Source organism: Erythrobacter sp., from assembly GCF_036351135.1.
Classification (GTDB): domain Bacteria; phylum Pseudomonadota; class Alphaproteobacteria; order Sphingomonadales; family Sphingomonadaceae; genus Erythrobacter.
In genome coordinates, this window is record NZ_JAZBON010000037.1 from 22017 (window position 1) to 38413 (window position 16397).

General features: G+C 64.9%; 15 protein-coding genes. 7 read left to right on the plus strand and 8 right to left on the minus strand.

The window, feature by feature from the left end:
* Nucleotides 1-368: 368 nt before the first annotated feature.
* Nucleotides 369-2543: a S8 family peptidase gene (locus tag V2I30_RS14385; RefSeq protein ID WP_330662875.1), complete on the plus strand. Its 2175-nt coding sequence runs from the start codon at nt 369-371 to the stop codon at nt 2541-2543.
* Between the two features lie 35 nt (nt 2544-2578).
* Here the strand turns inward: V2I30_RS14385 and V2I30_RS14390 are convergent, their stop codons facing one another.
* From V2I30_RS14390 to V2I30_RS14410, 5 genes are all read right to left on the minus strand, one after another.
* Entirely contained in the window at nt 2579-3667 is a 1089-nt protein-coding gene (locus tag V2I30_RS14390; RefSeq protein ID WP_330662876.1) for a phosphotransferase family protein, read from the minus strand.
* 26 nt (nt 3668-3693) lie between these two features.
* On the minus strand, nt 3694-4782 hold the full coding sequence (locus V2I30_RS14395; RefSeq protein ID WP_330662877.1) for a Zn-dependent alcohol dehydrogenase: 1089 nt from the start codon (nt 4780-4782) through the stop codon (nt 3694-3696).
* A 120-nt stretch (nt 4783-4902) separates the two neighbouring features.
* Complete coding sequence (locus tag V2I30_RS14400) at nt 4903-6270, minus strand: acyl-CoA dehydrogenase family protein (RefSeq protein WP_330662878.1); 1368 nt, start codon at nt 6268-6270, stop codon at nt 4903-4905.
* A gap of 111 nt (nt 6271-6381) precedes the next feature.
* The gene (locus V2I30_RS14405; protein WP_330662879.1) at nt 6382-7872 is read right to left on the minus strand and encodes an MFS transporter; all 1491 of its coding nucleotides are present in this window, start codon (nt 7870-7872) and stop codon (nt 6382-6384) included.
* A complete protein-coding gene (locus tag V2I30_RS14410; protein ID WP_330662972.1) occupies nt 7872-8756 on the minus strand; it encodes an SDR family NAD(P)-dependent oxidoreductase in 885 nt (294 codons plus the stop codon). Before V2I30_RS14410 ends, V2I30_RS14405 begins: the two co-directional genes overlap by 1 nt.
* 169 nt (nt 8757-8925) lie before the next feature.
* Between V2I30_RS14410 and V2I30_RS14415 the strand changes: the two genes are divergently transcribed.
* From V2I30_RS14415 to V2I30_RS14430, 4 genes are all read left to right on the plus strand, one after another.
* Complete coding sequence (locus V2I30_RS14415; RefSeq protein ID WP_330662880.1) at nt 8926-10119, plus strand: acyl-CoA dehydrogenase family protein; 1194 nt, start codon at nt 8926-8928, stop codon at nt 10117-10119.
* Nucleotides 10120-10212: 93 nt separating this feature from the next.
* A complete protein-coding gene (locus V2I30_RS14420; protein ID WP_330662881.1) occupies nt 10213-11352 on the plus strand; it encodes an acyl-CoA dehydrogenase family protein in 1140 nt (379 codons plus the stop codon).
* 118 nt (nt 11353-11470) lie between these two features.
* Nucleotides 11471-12277, plus strand: a complete 807-nt coding sequence (locus tag V2I30_RS14425; protein WP_330662882.1) for an SDR family oxidoreductase — start codon at nt 11471-11473, stop codon at nt 12275-12277.
* A 128-nt stretch (nt 12278-12405) separates the two neighbouring features.
* The gene (locus tag V2I30_RS14430; RefSeq protein ID WP_330662883.1) at nt 12406-12963 is read left to right on the plus strand and encodes a superoxide dismutase family protein; all 558 of its coding nucleotides are present in this window, start codon (nt 12406-12408) and stop codon (nt 12961-12963) included.
* Here the strand turns inward: V2I30_RS14430 and gmk are convergent.
* The 3 genes from gmk to V2I30_RS14445 all read right to left on the minus strand — a co-directional run bounded on the left by gmk (nt 12960) and on the right by V2I30_RS14445 (nt 14775).
* Nucleotides 12960-13607 carry a guanylate kinase gene (gene gmk / locus V2I30_RS14435; protein WP_330662884.1) on the minus strand — a complete coding sequence of 216 codons (648 nt, stop codon included), beginning with the start codon at nt 13605-13607 and terminating at the stop codon, nt 12960-12962. The genes V2I30_RS14430 and gmk overlap by 4 nt on opposite strands.
* A gap of 112 nt (nt 13608-13719) precedes the next feature.
* A complete protein-coding gene (locus V2I30_RS14440) occupies nt 13720-14190 on the minus strand; it encodes a hypothetical protein (RefSeq protein WP_330662885.1) in 471 nt (156 codons plus the stop codon).
* A 66-nt stretch (nt 14191-14256) separates the two neighbouring features.
* Nucleotides 14257-14775, minus strand: a complete 519-nt coding sequence (locus V2I30_RS14445; protein ID WP_330662886.1) for an SspB family protein — start codon at nt 14773-14775, stop codon at nt 14257-14259.
* A gap of 180 nt (nt 14776-14955) precedes the next feature.
* On the opposite strand from V2I30_RS14445, the gene hisB reads away from it, so the two are divergent.
* Together hisB and hisH are read left to right on the plus strand one after the other, a co-directional pair.
* Nucleotides 14956-15591, plus strand: a complete 636-nt coding sequence (gene hisB / locus V2I30_RS14450; RefSeq protein ID WP_330662887.1) for an imidazoleglycerol-phosphate dehydratase HisB — start codon at nt 14956-14958, stop codon at nt 15589-15591.
* Nucleotides 15592-15716: 125 nt separating this feature from the next.
* Nucleotides 15717-16343, plus strand: a complete 627-nt coding sequence (gene hisH, locus V2I30_RS14455) for an imidazole glycerol phosphate synthase subunit HisH (RefSeq protein ID WP_330662888.1) — start codon at nt 15717-15719, stop codon at nt 16341-16343.
* Nucleotides 16344-16397 lie beyond the last annotated feature (54 nt).

A 16397-nucleotide genomic window follows, 5' to 3' on the forward strand; every position in this document is an offset into this window, starting at 1 on the left:
GCTTCGCCAGCGGCAAGGGCGGGAGGACGGCGGGGCGACCTCCAAGACCCTGCCGAGACTACGCATTGTTGCCGATCGCCTTGAATGCGCGCGGTGCCTGCGCCTATGGGAGGGACCTGGTGGGGTATCTCGGCTGAGGATCGGCGCGCATGGCTGACGGACCTGCACAACCTATGAAGCATTCGCGAAGGCGCTGGCCTCGCGTCGCCGCAGCAGCATTCGCCTGCGCCGCGCTCGCCGCTTGCGGTGGCGGGGGCGGCGGCGGGCCCGGCGTCGCGGTCCTGCCGCCGCCGGCACCCCCACCGCCGCCGCCCCCTCCACCGCCTCCGCCGCCTCCACCCCCTCCGCCGCCCGGCGCGTTCGATACGGTGGAGTTCGGCCAATCGGACGGTCCGAACTTCCACGGCGCCGTCGCCGCGTGGGAGGATGGCGCAACCGGAACGGGCGAGATCATCGCCATCGTCGATAGCGGCCTAGACAGCGACAACCCGGAATTTACCGGTCGCATCCACCCCAATTCGCAGGATGTCGCCGGCAACGATCGCGGCATCGATCCGCAGGACGATCACGGCACCAATGTCGCGCTCGTCGCCGCCGGCGGGCGCAACGACGCCGGCGTTCTCGGCATCGCCTTCGATGCGCAGGTCTTGGCTTTGCGCGCCGACCGCCCCGGAAGCTGCGGCAACGACACGCCGCAGGACCCTTCGCTGGGTTGCAGTTTCCTCGATAGCGACATCGCGCGCGGGATTGATGTCGCGGTGGAAACCGGCGCGGCGGTGGTCAATCTGAGCCTTGGCGGCGGCAACGCATCCACCGAGCTTCAAGCTGCGGTCGCCAGAGCCGCCGCGGCGGGCCTGGTCATCGTGGTTGCGGCGGGCAATGACGGTCTGCCGGTGGGCGAGGTCGACCCTTTCAGTAACGATCTCATCGCCGCGGGCGGGGCGAATGTCATCGTCGTCGGCTCGGTCGATCAGGACGGGACGATATCGAGCTTCAGCAACCGCGCCGGTCCCAACGCCGCCTCCTATATCACGGCTCTGGGAGAGCGGATCTGCTGCGTTTACGAAGACGGCGAAATCTTCGTCGAGACGGTCGGCAACCAGCAATTCGTGACGGTCTTTTCGGGCACCAGCTTCGCCGCGCCGCAAGTTTCGGGCGCGGTCGCGCTGCTGGCGCAGGCCTTTCCCAACCTGACCGGGGCCGAGATCGTCGAAATCCTGCTCGACACCGCACGCGATGCGGGCGCCGCGGGGATCGACAGCACTTACGGCACCGGCATTCTCGATATCGCCGCCGCGTTCCAGCCGTCGGGCACGACACGGATCGCGGGCACCGATGCGGCGCTGTTGACGAGCGACATGCTCGCCGTCGGATCGGCGGCGATGGGCGATGCGCTTCAAAGCGCGCAGCTGAGCACCATCGTTACCGACCGCTACGATCGTGCCTACACGCTCGATCTGTCGCGCCGCACCGCCAATGCCGCGCAGGTCCAGCGCCTGCGCGGCGCGGTGGGGCCGGGCGCGCATACGCGTTCGGCTGGAAACGGGGCGCTGTCGCTGGCGGTGACGGTGGGCGAGGGGAGCCGCGCGGCGGGCCTCGGCTGGTCACAGCCCTTGCAGCTGACGAGCGAGGAGGCGCATGGCACGCGTGTGCTCGCATCGCGGATCGTCGCGGCGATCGCCCCGGACATGAAAGTCGGCTTCGCCCTGTCTCAAAGCGCCGAGGGATTGGTCGCGCAGATGCAGGGCGCTTCGGGTGCGGCTTTCCGCATCGCGGGGGAAGCGGGCGGCGACAGCGGCTTTCTCGCGCGCAGCGACGTTGCGTTCGCCAGCCGCCATATGGTGGGGTCGTGGGGTCTGACCGTCTCCGCCGAGCGCGGGCGCGCCTGGCTCGGCGATTGGCGCGAGTTCGGCGGCGCGGCATCGGGTGAAGCCGAAAGCCGCCCGACGACGCGGATCGGGCTTGCCGCGGATCGCCGCTGGGGTGCGCTCGAGACCGGGTTTGCGCTGTCCTGGTTGCAGGAGGAGGAGACGCTGCTCGGCGCGCATTTCACGCCGGCGTTGGGCGTAGCTGGGGCGGACAGCGTCTTTATCGATGGCCGGATCGGCTATCCGCTCGGCGCAAAGTGGCGGCTTGGTGCGAGCCTTCGCGTCGGCAGCACCACACCGCGCGGCAGTTCGGCGATCGCCGCCGGGGGCCGGATCGCCACGCGCGGCTGGTCGCTCGACCTGACGCGGCGTTCGACTGTCCTGCCCGGCGATGCTTTCGGCCTGCGGGTCAGCCAGCCGCTGCGGGTTACCGGCGGAACGCTCGATTTCGATCTGCCCATCGCCTACGACTATGCCAGCGAAAGCGCGATGATCGGACGGCAATCGCTGTCGCTGAGTCCCGCGGGGCGCGAGTTGATCGGCGAACTGGCCTGGAGCGGCAGAATGTCGATCGGAACGCTCGCCGCCAGCATCTATTACCGCCGCGAACCTGGCCATATCACCGAGGCGCCAAGCGATGCCGGCGCGCTCGTCAGCCTCACGAACGCCTTCTAGCTCTATTCAGGCATGCGTCCTTTTTTCGGGATATCCTATTCAGGCATCCCGGCATCACGCGCGAACATGTAAGCGCGCTCGACCAGCGGGGCGACCCGTTCGCTCATCGACTTAGCATGCGCGGAAGAGGCGGTGCCGTCGATCACGCGCTTCTTAATGCCCTGCATGATCCCGGCGAGGCGGAACAGGTTGTAGGCGAAATACCAGTCCATCGGCGGCACCGGATAGCCGGTGCGCGCGACATAGCGTTCGACCGCCTCTTCCTGGCTTGGAATGCCCAGCGCTTCCAGATCGAGCCCGAGCAGCCCCGCGCGTCCGTCGGCCGGATTGTGCCAGTTGAGCATGAGATAGCTGAAATCGGCGATCGGATCGCCCAGCGTCGACAGCTCCCAATCGAGCACCGCGATGATCCGATCCTCGTCGGCTGCGAAAATAACGTTGTCGAGCCGGTAATCGCCGTGAACCACGCTGCTTTCGTGCTGCGGCGGGATCGTCTCGGGCAGCCATTCGATCATCCGCTCCATCTGCGGCATGTGCTCGGTTTCGGAGAGCTTGTATTGCTTGGACCACCGCGCGATCTGGCGCGCGCAATAATCGGTCGGCTTGCCATAATCGCCAAGCCCGATCTTCTCCGGATCGTTCAGATGCAGCTCGGCCATCGTGTCGATCAGCGCGTGGTAGATCGCGCGGCGTTGCTCGGGCTCCATCCCGGGCAGCGCGCCGTTCCATAAGGACCGCCCATCGGCCATGCTCATGACGAAGAACTTGGAGCCAATGACCTCCGGATCTTCGCAAAGACCATAGGTTCGCGGCACGGGAAAGCCGGTGGGGTAAAGACCCGTCATCGCCTTGTATTCGCGGTCCACCGCATGGGCGCTGGGCAACAATTTGCCGAAGGGCTGACGGCGCAGGACATAATTCGTGCCCCCCCCATCTTTTCCGGGCGTCTCGATCTTGTAGGTCGGGTTGGACTGGCCGCCCTTGAACTTGGTGTAAGTGATCGGTCCGGCGAAGCCTTCGACATTGGCCTCGAACCAGGCGGTGAGCGCGTCCAGATCGAGCTTGTCTTGCCCTTCGACCTCGACCGTGCCGACCATCTCCTTGTCGAAATCGATGTCGGGCATGCCACTCGCCTTGTTCTGCTCTGCCATCAGTCGAACACCACCACGCTGCGCGCATGGTGCCCGGCGCGCATCGTGTCGAAACCTTTATTGACCTCGTCCAGCCCGATGCGCTCGGCGATGATCGTGTCGAGATCGAGCAGGCCGCGCATGTAGAAATCGACGAGCCGCGGCAGGTCGACCGGGAAGTGGTTCATGCCCATGATCGCGCCCATCAGTTTCTTGCCGCCGAGCAGGTCCATCGCACCGAGGCCCACCTTGCAGTCCAGCGGCATCATGCCGAGGATCACCGCGGTTCCCCCGCGCCGCAGCGAAGCGACCGCGAGATCGGCGGATGTTTGCCGGCCCACCGCCTCGATCCCCCAATGCACCCCGCCGCCCGACAACTCGAGCACCTGTTTCGCGGCATCCTCGGCAAGCGCATCGACTGTATGCGTTGCGCCCAGCACCTTGGCCAGCTCGCGCTTTTCGGGCAGCGGATCGGCGGCGATGACCATGCCCGCTCCGGCGATCTTCGCCGCGTTGATCGTGGCGAGCCCGACGCCGCCGCAGCCGACCACCAGCACACTTTCGCCCGGCGTCACCTTGCAGGCATTGAAGATCGTCCCCGCCCCCGTCGTCACCGCGCAGCCGATGACGGCGGCGCGATCGAGCGGCATGTCCTTGTCGATCGCGACGCAGGCATTTTCGTGGATCAGCATCTGTTCGCTGAGTGCCGACAGGTTGAGCATCTGGTGAACCGGCTCTCCGCCGCCGCGCGTCAGGCGCAGCTTCTCGCCCTTGCCGCGCCGCGTGCCAGCGCCGAGGCAAAGCGCCATGCGACCGGTAACGCAGAACTCGCACTGACCGCAAAAGGCGGAGAGACAAGAGACGACGTGATCGCCGGGCTTGACGCTCGACACTTCGCTGCCGACCGCGCGGACCACGCCCGCCGCTTCGTGTCCGGGCACGCAGGGCAGGGCATGGGGGTAGGCGCCGTCGATGAAGTGCAGGTCCGAATGGCACAGCCCGCACGCCTTGGTGTCGATCAGCACTTCGTGCGGCAGAGGATCGGCGAGCTCGATCTCGCCGATGGTCAGACCCTCGCCGGGTTTTTCAAGAATTGCGGCTTTTGCCATATATTACGTTCCCGCTCGCCCTGAGCCTGTCGAAGGGCCGTCCTTCACTTCTGGACCATCGCTCAAAGAAGTGCGGTGCTTCGACAGGCTCAGCACGAGCGGGTTTGTTTTTGTTGTGCTTTAACGCGCCGCGCCGACTTCGCCGCTGCTCATTCCCATCGCGGTTGCGCTCGCAGCCGCACTGCCCGCAGCATGGGCGCCGCCCGCCGCACCATTGGCGCGCAGGGCGTTGGCGCTGGGGCCTTCATTGGGCGCATGCTTGCCGAACTCCATGCGCGCGATCGAGCGGGCGTGAACCTCGTCCGGGCCATCGGCGAGGCGCAATGTGCGCTGATGCGCATAGGCACTCGCAAGGCCATAGTCGTTCGACACGCCGCCGCCACCATGCGCCTGGATCGCATCGTCGATGATCTTCAGCGCCATGTTGGGCGCCTGCACCTTGATCATGGCGATTTCCTGCTTGGCCGACTTGTTGCCGACCTTGTCCATCATGTCGGCGGCCTTGAGGCAGAGAAGGCGCGTCATGTCGATATCGATACGGGCGCGCGCCACGCGCTCTTCCCAGACCGAATGCTTGTAGATCGGCTTGCCGAACGCCTCGCGCTCCTGAAGCCGGCGGCACATCTTGGCGAGTGCTTCTTCGGCGACGCCGATCGTGCGCATGCAGTGGTGGATACGGCCCGGGCCAAGGCGCCCTTGCGCAATCTCGAAGCCGCGCCCTTCGCCCAGCAGCATGTTGGAGGCAGGGACGCGCACGTCCTTCATTTCGACTTCCATATGGCCGTGCGGCGCATCGTCATAGCCGAAGACGGGCAGGTGGCGGATGATGTTCACGCCCTTGGCATCGATCGGCATCAGCACCATCGATTGCTGCGCGTGGCGCTTGGCTCCGAAATCGGTCTTGCCCATCACGATCGCGACCTTGCAGCGCGGATCGCCGAGGCCCGAAGACCACCATTTGCGCCCGTTGATGACATATTCATCGCCATCGCGCTCGATCTTCGTTTCGATATTGGTCGCGTCCGAGGAAGCGGTGAACGGCTCGGTCATCAGGAAGGCGGAACGGATTTCGCCGTTCATGATGGGCTTGAGCCATTCCTCTTTCTGCTCGCGCGTGCCGTAGCGGTGGAAGACTTCCATATTGCCGGTGTCGGGCGCGGAGCAGTTGAAGACTTCCGACGCCCAGCCGATCCGGCCCATTTCCTCGGCGCACAACGCGTATTCGAGGTTGGTGAGGCCCGGCCCTTCGAATTCGAATGTCTCATCGACATGGTGGTGGCTGTCATTGCGCGGCGGCATGAAGAGGTTCCACAGCCCTTCGTCCTTCGCGATTTTCTTCTTATCCTCGATGATCTGGATGACCTTCCAGCGGTCGCCCTCGGCATCCTGCTCGGCATAGGTATCGAGATTGGGGCGAATGTGCTTCTCGATGAAATTGCGCACGCGATCGCGCCAATAGGCCTGACGTTCGGTGGGTTCGAAATCCATGGGGGCGTTCCTCTCGTCTCTCGTTCGAATCTCTTCTGATCAAGAGTGGCAGAGCGCTTCGGGCGCGCCAACCCTTGATTTTGGGAAGGGCACTATACTCAGATCGGGTGGTCAGGGCGCGAGCGGGCTGCCATCCGGGCTGGCGCGCGAGGCGTTGCCGATCGGATTTTCGGGGAGCGCGGTTTGCGGCGGCGCTGCGTCCTTGCGCGCCGCCAGCCTTTCGAGCCGCGCCTCATGCTCGGCGCGGCTGATCGGGAAGCGGCCGAGCCAATAGGCCGCGATCAGCGCCAGCACTGCGCTCGCCCCGCCAAAATAGAGCACCATGTCCGCAATCGTTTGTGCCGGCACCGCGCCCGGATCGGCATCAGCGGCGAGCCCGGCGGCGCCGATGATCTGTCCGGTAACGAAGATGCCCGCCCCGGTCGCGCATTTCTGGATCAGCCAATTTCCCGAATAGAACGCCGCCTCCGCCCGGCGATAGGTGCGCTCCTCGAACGCTTCGACGATTTCGGCGATCATCGAGGTGGCAGAAATCATCATCACCACGCCCAGCGTGTTGCCGAACAGCAGGAAGGCGAAATAGCCGTAGGTCGAAGCGGCGGTCCCCACCTCCGGCCAGATACCGGCGAGCAGCAGGGCGTAGGGCGTAAGTCCGATCATCATCGATCCGATCGCCGCGATCATGGCCGTTTTCGCCTTGCCCCAGGCGCGGTGCATCGGCCCGACCACGACGAACATGAGGACGACCGAGAGGAACAAGGTAGCCGGGAGCAGGATGAGGTCGGTCTGCGTCAATTGCCAGACGAAGAGGTTGAGGTAGTTGAGGATCGAAAACAGCATCCCCTGGCTGACATAGGCGGCGAGGGCGCCTGCGCCGAAGATGAGAAAGCTCTTCTCCGAAAAGGCCTCGAAGATCTCGGCGAAGGCGCCTTTGAAGGTGAAGGGTGCAGGCCGCGTTTCGGGCAGGCGCGCGACGAGATAGTGCTGCCCTGCCGCCGAGCCGATCACCGACGCCGCCATCAGCACCGCGCCGAACAGCCCGAAGGCGAAATAACCCTCCTGCTGCAAAAGCCCGTCCTGCCCTGGCATGAAGACCGTGTAGGCCAGCACCATCATCGTCAGCCCGCCCATCCAGCCCGACAAGAAGCGAAACCGGAAGAGCGTGGTGCGCTGGTCGTAATCCTGCGTGAGTTCGGGCACCAGGCTGACCGAGGGGACTTCGCAAGCCGACAGCAGGATGCGCACGCAGATGGCGATCCCGACCAGTCCGGCGAAGCTTGGCGCCTCGCCGCCCGGCGGCGACCACAACAGCACCCACACCACCGCCAGCGGGATCGGCGCGACATAGAGCCAAGGCAGGCGGCGTCCCCAGCGCGTGTAGGTGCGATCGGAAAGATTGCCGATGATCGGATCGATCACCGCATCGACCAAGAGCGCGATCAGCAGCGCGAGGCTGACCAGCCGGGCGTCCATGCCCAGCACTTGATTGTAGAAGATGAGCAGGAAGAAGGAGAAGCCCAAATCCTTGACCCCGAAGGCGACCGCGCCGAAGCCGTGGACGAGATTCAGGCGGGTCGAAAGCGGGCCGGCTGCGGCTTGCATCAGTCCGGTGCCGCCTCGCCCGCTTTCGCCTTCATGTCCTCTTCCATCTTCTCGAGCGCGGAAAACAGGCCCGGCTCCTCCGGGTCCCAGCTATGGCGCGGCCCCAGAGTAATTCCGCCATCGACGATCAGCGAGGTGCCGGTGACGAAGCCGGCGCCCGCGCCTGCGAGATAGGCTACCGCCTCGGCGATGTCGGCGCTCTGCCCGCCGCGCCGCACAGGCTGCGCGTTGGAGGAGATCTGGGCGATGGCGGCGTTGGCGAGCTTCTTCATCTCGCCTGGAACGTCGAGCGAGGCGGTAAAGATATTGGTGTTGATGAAGCCGGGTTGCACCGCATTCACCCTGATCCCGAATTGCGCCAGATCGGCGGCGGCGCATTTCGTGAGGTGCAGCACGCCCGCCTTGGCGACGGAATAGGCGGTCGGCGCATAGCCCGGCCCCACCGCCGCGACGCTCGAGACGTTGACAATATTCGCGCCGCCGTTTTTCGTGGAGGCACGCCCCTTCATGTGCGGCACGGCATAGCGGATGCCGAGCGCGACCGAGCGCAGGACGAGGTTCATCGTCATGTCCCAGTCGGCAGGTTCGATCTCGTCGATATTCGCCCGGGCCCCGCCGGCAGCGGCGTTGTTCATCAGGATGTCGATCCCGCCGTCCACGCCCGCGGCTGCGTTCATAAGCGCCTCGATCGCGGCGGGATCGGTGACGTCGCAGGGAACGAAGCGGATATCGCCCTCGGCCTCCGCCGCGAGTTTCGCGCCGCCCGCCTCGTCGATGTCGCCCGCAAACACAATGGCTCCCTCGCGCGCGAACAGCCGCGCGGTTTCCGCGCCGATGCCCGAAGCCGCACCGGTGACGACTGCAATCTTGTCGGAGAATCGCATGGGGGTGCTTGTCATCCACCCGGTTCGACTTTGCAACCTAATCGCGAGCATTCGCGCGGACGTTACGGCATGCCCTTCCGGCTTGCCATGCAGCCAAGACGCTTGCGACCTCGGCGCGAATCACGATAACGTCGGCGTCAAGCACGCAATGCAAGCGAGAGGAACACCCATGGCCGATCTGGAGAGCTTCCGCGAGGAAACACGCGAATGGCTCGAAGCCAATTGCCCGCCCGAAATGCGCGAGCCGGTCCGCGACGACGACGATGTCTACTGGGGTGGCCGAAACGCGACCTTCAAGAACGCAGCGCAGAAAGCCTGGTTCGAGGCGGCGCGTGACAAGGGCTATACCGTGCCGAGCTGGCCCAAGGAATATGGCGGCGCCGGGCTCTCCGCGGCCGAGGCCAAGGTGCTGCGCCAGGAAATGGCGGCGATCGGCGCGCGCCCGCCGCTATCCTCCTTCGGCATCTGGATGCTCGGCCCCGCGCTCCTTAAATTCGGCACCGAAGGCCAGAAGCAGCGTTTCCTGAACGAAATCGCGCGCGGCGAAATCCGCTGGTGCCAGGGCTATTCCGAACCCGGCAGCGGCTCGGACCTCGTCTCGATGCAGACCTATGGCGACGATCAGGGCGACCAATGGGTGGTCAACGGCCAGAAAATCTGGACTTCCTATGCCGACGAGGCCGACTGGATCTTCTGCCTCGTGCGCACCGACAAGCAGAACAAATATGGCGGCATCACCTTCATGCTGTTCGACATGGCGAGCGAGGGCGTCTCGACCAAGCCGATCCTCCTCATCAGCGGCAACAGTCCGTTCTGCGAAACCTTCTTCGATGATGTGAAGGTGCCCAAATCCTATGGCGAGGATGTGCCGGGCTATGTCGGAGAGATCGGCCGCGGCTGGGACGTTGCGAAATATCTGCTTGGCCACGAACGCGAGATGATCTCCGGCATGGGCGGGGGCGAGCGCACCGCGGCGATCGGCGCCGCGATGAAGCGGCATGCGGGAAAAACCGGCGACGAGATCGCGCCCGTCCTGCGCAGCGAGCTTGCCCTGTTCGACGTCGACGCGCTCGCCTTCACCGCGATGTCGGAACGCTTCATGGACGAGATGAAGGCGGGCAAGGGCCACCCGGCGCAGCCCAACATGATGAAATATGTCGGCACCGAGCTGAACAAGCGTCGCCACGAATTGATGATGAGCGCGGGCGGTTCGCGCAGCCTCGAATGGGAGAGCGAGGATACGAGCGGCGGCAAGCCCGCGCGCAGCTGGCTTCGCACCAAGGCCAACTCGATCGAGGGCGGCACCAGCGAGGTGATGCTGAACGTTATCTCCAAGCGCATTCTCGAATTGCCGGGCGGGTAACAAATTCGTCGCCCCGGACTTGATCCGGGGCCGCTCACAATTTCGGACCGATCCCGGATCAAGTCCGGGATGACGGGTGCGGAGAGGAAAGACATGCCACTTTATCACGACGACGATCAGGCGATGCTCGCCGATACCGCCAGCGGCTTCATGGCCGAGGAAGGCAATATCGCCAAGCAGCTGCGCCACTGGCGCGACCGCGATTGCAAGGACGGTTTCGGCCACGGCCTGTGGAAGCAGATGGCAGAAATGGGCTTCACCGGCATCCTCGTCGATGAGGCCGACGGCGGGCTCGGTCTCGGCCATGTCGAGGCGGGCATCGTGCTCGAGGAGATCGGGCGCAACCTGACGCCTTCGCCCTTCCTCACCTCATCGGTGCTCGCCGCAAGCGCGCTGAAGCACGGATCGAGCGAGATCAAACAGCGCTATCTCCCCGGTCTCGTCGAGGGCGAGAGGGTCTTCGCCGTTGCCATCGACGAGAGCGCGAAACACCGGCCCGAACGTATCGCCACCCGTGCCGAAAAATCGGGCAACGGGTTCAAGCTGAGCGGCTCCAAGAGCTTCGTCGTGCACGGAGCGAGCGCCGACATGATCGTGGTCGCTGCCCGCACATCGGGCAGCGACGAGGACGCGGACGGTGTGACCTTGTTCGCGGTGCCCAAAGATGCGGCAGGGATGCGTCAGGACGCGGTGCGGCTCGTCGACAGTTCGGTCGCCTCGCACATCATATTGGACGGGGTCGAATTGGACGGCGATGCGGTGATCGGCGAGGTCGATGGCGGGCGCGATATTCTCGATGCCATGCTGAGCGCGGGCCGCGTGGGCGCGGCCGCCGAAGGCGTGGGCGTTGCCAGCGGCGCGATGGACATGACGGTCGACTACCTCAAGCAGCGCAAGCAGTTCGGCAAGCTGATCGGCGAATTCCAGGCGCTGCAACACCGCGCCGCGCATCTCTATTCCGAGGTCGAGATCGCCCGCGCCGCAACGATCAAGGCGCAGCAATTGCTCGATGCGGGCGCCGAAAGCGCGGACCTGTTCGCCTCCGTCGCCAAGGCCAAGGTCGCGAAAGCCGCCGGCCTCGCGGTCAGGGAAGGCGTGCAGATGCATGGCGGCATCGGCATGACCGACGAATACGATATCGGCCTCTACATGAAACGCGACCGCGCGCTCTCCGAGTTCCTGGGCGATGCCTATTATCACGCCAACCGGGTCGCGGAATTGAGCGGGTATTGAGACCAAGCACTCCTCGTCATTGCGAGGAGCCGCAGGCGACGTGGCAATCCAGAGCCGCTGAGCGATACGCTCTGGATTGCTTCGCTTCGCTCGCGATGACGAGAGAGGAAGCATCATAATGGACATACAGAACCTTTTCAGCCTCGAGGGCCGCGTAGCGCTCGTTACCGGTGGCTCGCGCGGGATCGGGCGGATGATCGTCGAGGGGCTGCTCGCCGCTGGTGCGGCGCGGGTCTATATCTGCGCGCGCAAGAAGGAACAGGTCGATGAAACGGTTGCCGATTTGGGCGACAAGGTCATCGGCTTCGTTGCGGACCTCTCCCAGATGGACGGTATCCAGCAACTCGCCGACGAGATCGCGGCGAAGGAGGACAAGCTCGACATCCTCGTCAACAATGCGGGCGCCGCCTGGGGTGAGCCGTTCACCGAATTCAGCGAGGCTGGCTGGCACCGCACGATGGATCTGAACGTGAAGACGCCGTTCTTCCTGACGCAGAAACTGCATTCTCTGCTGAAGGCCGCGGGCACGCCCGAAAAACCGGCCAAGGTGCTGATGATCGCTTCAATCGACGGGATGAAGACCAATCCCTGGCCGACCTATCCCTACCAGGCATCGAAAGCAGGCCTCATCCATCTGACCCGGCGGATGGCGGCCGAACTGATCGGCGACAATATCGTCGTCAACGGCATCGGCCCCGGCGCCTTTCCCAGCGCCATGAACCGCGCCGCGCGCGACAACGAGGACTCGGTTTCCAAGGGCATTCCTTCCAAGCGCGTCGGCGTCACAGAGGACATGGCCGGCGGCGCGATCTACCTGCTGAGCCGCGCGGGCGATTACGTGGTGGGCACGACCATCGCGATCGACGGCGGGGTGGTGAACGCCAATGTCGGCGCGGGCAATTTCGTCGATCCCTCGGGCGGGTGATCTGGCCTGACCGGACGGAGGAATCGGAACCGTCGATCTGTCGGACGGTTGTTTTAGCGCTAGCCTGCGCGCTCTTCATCCGCAGCCGCAGCGCATTGAAACCCTAGACCGACAGGAGCCTCAAGCCCATGACCCGCCATCTTGCTGCCACCCTTCTCGCATTCTCGCTCGTCGCATGCGGGGGCGCGGACGATGCAGTGGAGGCGGAACCAGCCGCCGAGGCCACAGCCGCCATCGGCGACCAGCAAGCCCGCGCCGTGCTGCTGAATGCGGCGGGCGAAGAGATCGGCACCGCCACCGCGCGCCAGGCCGAGGGCGGAATTGCGCTCAGTATTGCCGTGGAGGGGCTGTCGCCCGGCGAGCACGGCGCGCATATTCACGACACCGCCGCGTGCGAGCCCGACTTCATGGCCGCCGGCCCGCACTGGGCGCCGTTCGACGCCGCGCTAGGCCTTGGCGACGACGATCCGGCGAACGATAGCGACAATGCCACGGTCACGGTCGGCGAAGACGGCGCCGGTATGCTCGAATACACGCTCGCCACGCAGGAAAGCTTCGAGACGATGATGAGCGGCGATGGCGCGTCCTTCATGATCCACCAGCGCGAGGCGGATCCGGCGATGGAAACGGCACCCGGCAACGATGATCGAATCGCCTGCGGTGTGTTCGAGGTGGCGGAGGGCTAACCCCCCATCAGCTCGCGCACGAAGGGGATCAGTCCGGTCTGACGGGTGCGGCGCATGCGCTCGGCATCCAGCACCTCGCGTACCCGCGCGAAGCATTCCTCGACATCGTCATTGATGACGACGTAATCGTATTCGGCCCAGTGGCTGATTTCGGCGCGGGCGCGTTCCATGCGCTCGTCGATCACGTCGTCGCTGTCCTGCGCGCGCGCTTCGAGGCGGCGGCGCAGTTCGGGGAGGCTCGGCGGCAGGACGAAGACGGTGACGACATCCTGATCGTCCTTCTGCTTCAGCTGTTGCGTGCCCTGCCAGTCGATGTCGAACAGGTAATCCTGCCCCTCTTTCAGCCCCTCGCGGATATGCCCCTTGGGGGTGCCGTAGCGATAGCCGAAGACATGCGCCCATTCGTAGAACTCGTCCGCTTCGACCATCGCGTCGAAGGCCGCGTCGGAGACGAAGTGGTAGTGGACACCGTCCCTTTCGCCGGGGCGCGGGGGGCGGGTGGTGGCGGAAACCGACAGGCGAATGTCGGGATCGGCTTCGAGCAGCTTACGCGATAGGGTGGTCTTTCCCGCACCTGAAGGCGAAGACAGGATGAACAGCAGCCCGCGCCGGTGCAGTTTGTCGATGCTCTTGATGGCGTCCATAGCGTCCCCTGCCCCAGCCTGGCGGGGTAAATCAAGCGTCGCAGAGCGGGAACGACGGGAAGCGGGGGAGGGCCGCGAAACGCGACGGCTCTTCTGCCCTGTCCTCCCGCGTTTATTCGTCTTCGGGCCCGAGAGGCGAATCTTGCGCCGAGCGTAGCCGCGCCTGGCGTGATTTGCCGCGATCGTAGAGCGTCTTTGCGATCAGCGCGCTGGTGACCATGCCAAGGCCGAGGGGTGAGCGCGTCGCCAGCTTGCTCGCCCCGTAAAGGCCGAGCGAGGTCGCGGTGGAGCGTCCATTGACAAGCTCGCTCGCCTTGCTCTCATCGCCGTAACCCGCCTTGGCGACGCTGCGTTCGAGCTTTTTGCGCATCAGCCGGGCGGCCCCTCGTACTAAGATGTCGACGATGACGAGATTGGTCGCCGGATTGGGGCTGGGCGCGAGCAGGCTTCGCTTGCGCTTGCTCTGTTCGCTCGGGCGAACGAATTCGCTCGCCAATTTGTCGCGCTCGAGCGCCTTTTCCGTAAGTTCGCTCGCCTTGGCCTTGGCGCGGTCGCGTTTTCTTGCAGGATTTTTGTCGCTCATGCCCCAATCAACTCGCGAACGGGCAGCTTGTTTCCGCGCGGGGCAGATCGCGCTTTGCGATAGCGGCTATTTCTTGCGACCGAAATCGACGGTGACGACGTTCGAGCCGTCGTCGGCCGCGCCCTCCTCGCTCTCCCCATCGCCGGACCCATCGCTGGCAATCTCGGCGTCGTTCTCCGCATCTTCGTGCGCTTCGGGCTCCATCTCGGCGACCGACGCCTGGAATTGCAGGCCGAAATCGACCGCGGGATCGACGAAGGCGGTGATCGCGGCATAGGGGATTTCGAGCTTGGCCGGGATCTGGTTGAACGAAAGGCCTACGGTGAAGCCGTCCTCGCGCACGTCGAGGTCCCAGAACTTGTTCTGCAGCACGATCGTCATCTCGTCGGGAAACCGTTCGCGCAGATGGGCGGGGATCGAAACGCCCGCCGCCCCGGTCTTGAAAGTGATGTAGAAGTGATGATTGCCCGGCAACTCGCTGCCGCCGCGCTCGATCTCGCCCAGCACGCGGCCGACGACGGCGCGCAGGGCTTCCTGCACGATCTCGTCATAGGGGATCAGGCTATCGGGCGTATCTTCGCTCATCACAGGGCCGGGAGCGTGACCAAGCGCGCGGCGCGGGTCAAGCGTTTCGTGAAGGCGCGGACGCGATTGTCGCGCTGCTTACCGAGGCCGGCGCCGCGCAAGCACCGGCAGGCGACGGGCGACCGAGAGGAAACTACGGCGTTTGCACACAAGCGGGGGCCGCCTATAGCGCGCAGATATATGGCAGATTCCCTCGATAAATCGACTGCGCGAACGGGCCCCGCGCGTACAGGCCAGATCGCGCGCGACACCGCGGAGACCAAAATCGCGATCCGCGTCGATCTCGACGGCACGGGGCGGTACGAGGTCGCAACCGGCATCGGCTTTCTCGATCACATGGTCGAACAGTTCTCCAAGCACTCGCTGATCGACGTGTCGATGAAGGTCGAGGGCGACCTTCACGTCGATCAACATCACACCACCGAGGATTCGGCGATCGCGCTGGGCCAGGCGATCGCGCAGGCGCTGGGCGACAAGGCGGGGATCGGGCGCTACGGCCATGCCTATTCGCCGATGGACGAGACGCTGACCCGCGTCGCGCTCGACATATCGGGGCGGCCCTTTTTCGTGTGGAAGGCAGGCTTCACGCAGGAAAAGCTCGGCGAATGGGACACCGAGCTGATCGAGCACTGGTTTCATTCGGTCGCGCAGTCGGCGGGGCTGACGCTGCACATGGAACTGCTCTACGGCACCAACAATCACCATATCTGCGAAAGCCTCTACAAGGGCTTCGCGCGCGCCATGCGCCAGGGTGTCGAGCGCGACCCGAGGAAGGGCGGGGCGATCCCAAGCACGAAGGGGCAGCTCGGTGGGTAAGGCGTTTGTGTTTTGCGCACGCCCATCCGGGCGCGCGTCCTCGCTAGACGGCCTCCGCTCCGCTGCGGCCCCGCTGCGGGCGGGCAGTCGCCCTTGCGGTTGCTGCGCAACCGATCGGTTTCGCTATGGCTGAGCAGGTTGCTCTAATAGATTACGGCGCGGGCAATCTGCATTCGGTTCACAACGCTCTGAAAGCGGTCGGTGCGACGGTTAAGGTGACCGCCGATGCGAAGGTCGTGAGCGCGGCCGACCGGATCGTGCTTCCCGGCGTGGGCGCATTCAAGGCCTGCGCCGACGGGCTGAAGGCTGTCCCCGGCATGATCGAGGCTTTGCGCGAACGGGTCGAGATCGGCGGCGCGCCGTTCCTCGGCATCTGCGTGGGTATGCAGTTGCTGGCAACGCGCGGCCTGGAGCATGGCAGCCACAAGGGGCTGGGCTGGATTCCGGGCGAGGTGCGCAGAAATGAGCCGCACGATCCAGCGATAAAGGTGCCGCATATGGGCTGGAACGATGTCGCAATCATGCCCCACGCGCGAGGGCATCAGGTGATCGAGGAAGGCGAGGCCTATTTCCTCCACTCCTATCACTTCGTCGCCGACGATCCCTATCACGTCGCGGCGTTGACCGATCATGGCGAAGGCCTTGTCGCCGCCGTCAGCCGGGGCAATATCGCCGGCGTGCAGTTTCATCCGGAAAAGAGCCAGGCCTACGGGCTGGAGACGCTGGAAAGGTTCCTCGCATGGCGGCCGTGAACCACCTTATTGTCATTCCCGCGAAAGCGGGAACCCAGAATGCGCTGGTCGCAA

Excerpts from the sequence above, each read along its gene's own strand:
- V2I30_RS14390 (WP_330662876.1), bottom strand. The coding sequence starts at position 3,667 with ATGCCCGACATCGATTTCGACAAGGAGATGGTCGGCACGGTCGAGGTC.
- V2I30_RS14395 (WP_330662877.1), bottom strand. The coding sequence starts at position 4,782 with ATGGCAAAAGCCGCAATTCTTGAAAAACCCGGCGAGGGTCTGACCATC.
- V2I30_RS14400 (WP_330662878.1), bottom strand. The coding sequence starts at position 6,270 with ATGGATTTCGAACCCACCGAACGTCAGGCCTATTGGCGCGATCGCGTG.
- V2I30_RS14405 (WP_330662879.1), bottom strand. The coding sequence starts at position 7,872 with ATGCAAGCCGCAGCCGGCCCGCTTTCGACCCGCCTGAATCTCGTCCAC.
- V2I30_RS14410 (WP_330662972.1), bottom strand. The coding sequence starts at position 8,756 with ATGCGATTCTCCGACAAGATTGCAGTCGTCACCGGTGCGGCTTCGGGC.
- V2I30_RS14415 (WP_330662880.1), top strand. The coding sequence starts at position 8,926 with ATGGCCGATCTGGAGAGCTTCCGCGAGGAAACACGCGAATGGCTCGAA.
- V2I30_RS14420 (WP_330662881.1), top strand. The coding sequence starts at position 10,213 with ATGCCACTTTATCACGACGACGATCAGGCGATGCTCGCCGATACCGCC.
- V2I30_RS14425 (WP_330662882.1), top strand. The coding sequence starts at position 11,471 with ATGGACATACAGAACCTTTTCAGCCTCGAGGGCCGCGTAGCGCTCGTT.
- V2I30_RS14430 (WP_330662883.1), top strand. The coding sequence starts at position 12,406 with ATGACCCGCCATCTTGCTGCCACCCTTCTCGCATTCTCGCTCGTCGCA.
- gmk (WP_330662884.1), bottom strand. The coding sequence starts at position 13,607 with ATGGACGCCATCAAGAGCATCGACAAACTGCACCGGCGCGGGCTGCTG.
- V2I30_RS14440 (WP_330662885.1), bottom strand. The coding sequence starts at position 14,190 with ATGAGCGACAAAAATCCTGCAAGAAAACGCGACCGCGCCAAGGCCAAG.
- V2I30_RS14445 (WP_330662886.1), bottom strand. The coding sequence starts at position 14,775 with ATGAGCGAAGATACGCCCGATAGCCTGATCCCCTATGACGAGATCGTG.
- hisB (WP_330662887.1), top strand. The coding sequence starts at position 14,956 with ATGGCAGATTCCCTCGATAAATCGACTGCGCGAACGGGCCCCGCGCGT.
- hisH (WP_330662888.1), top strand. The coding sequence starts at position 15,717 with ATGGCTGAGCAGGTTGCTCTAATAGATTACGGCGCGGGCAATCTGCAT.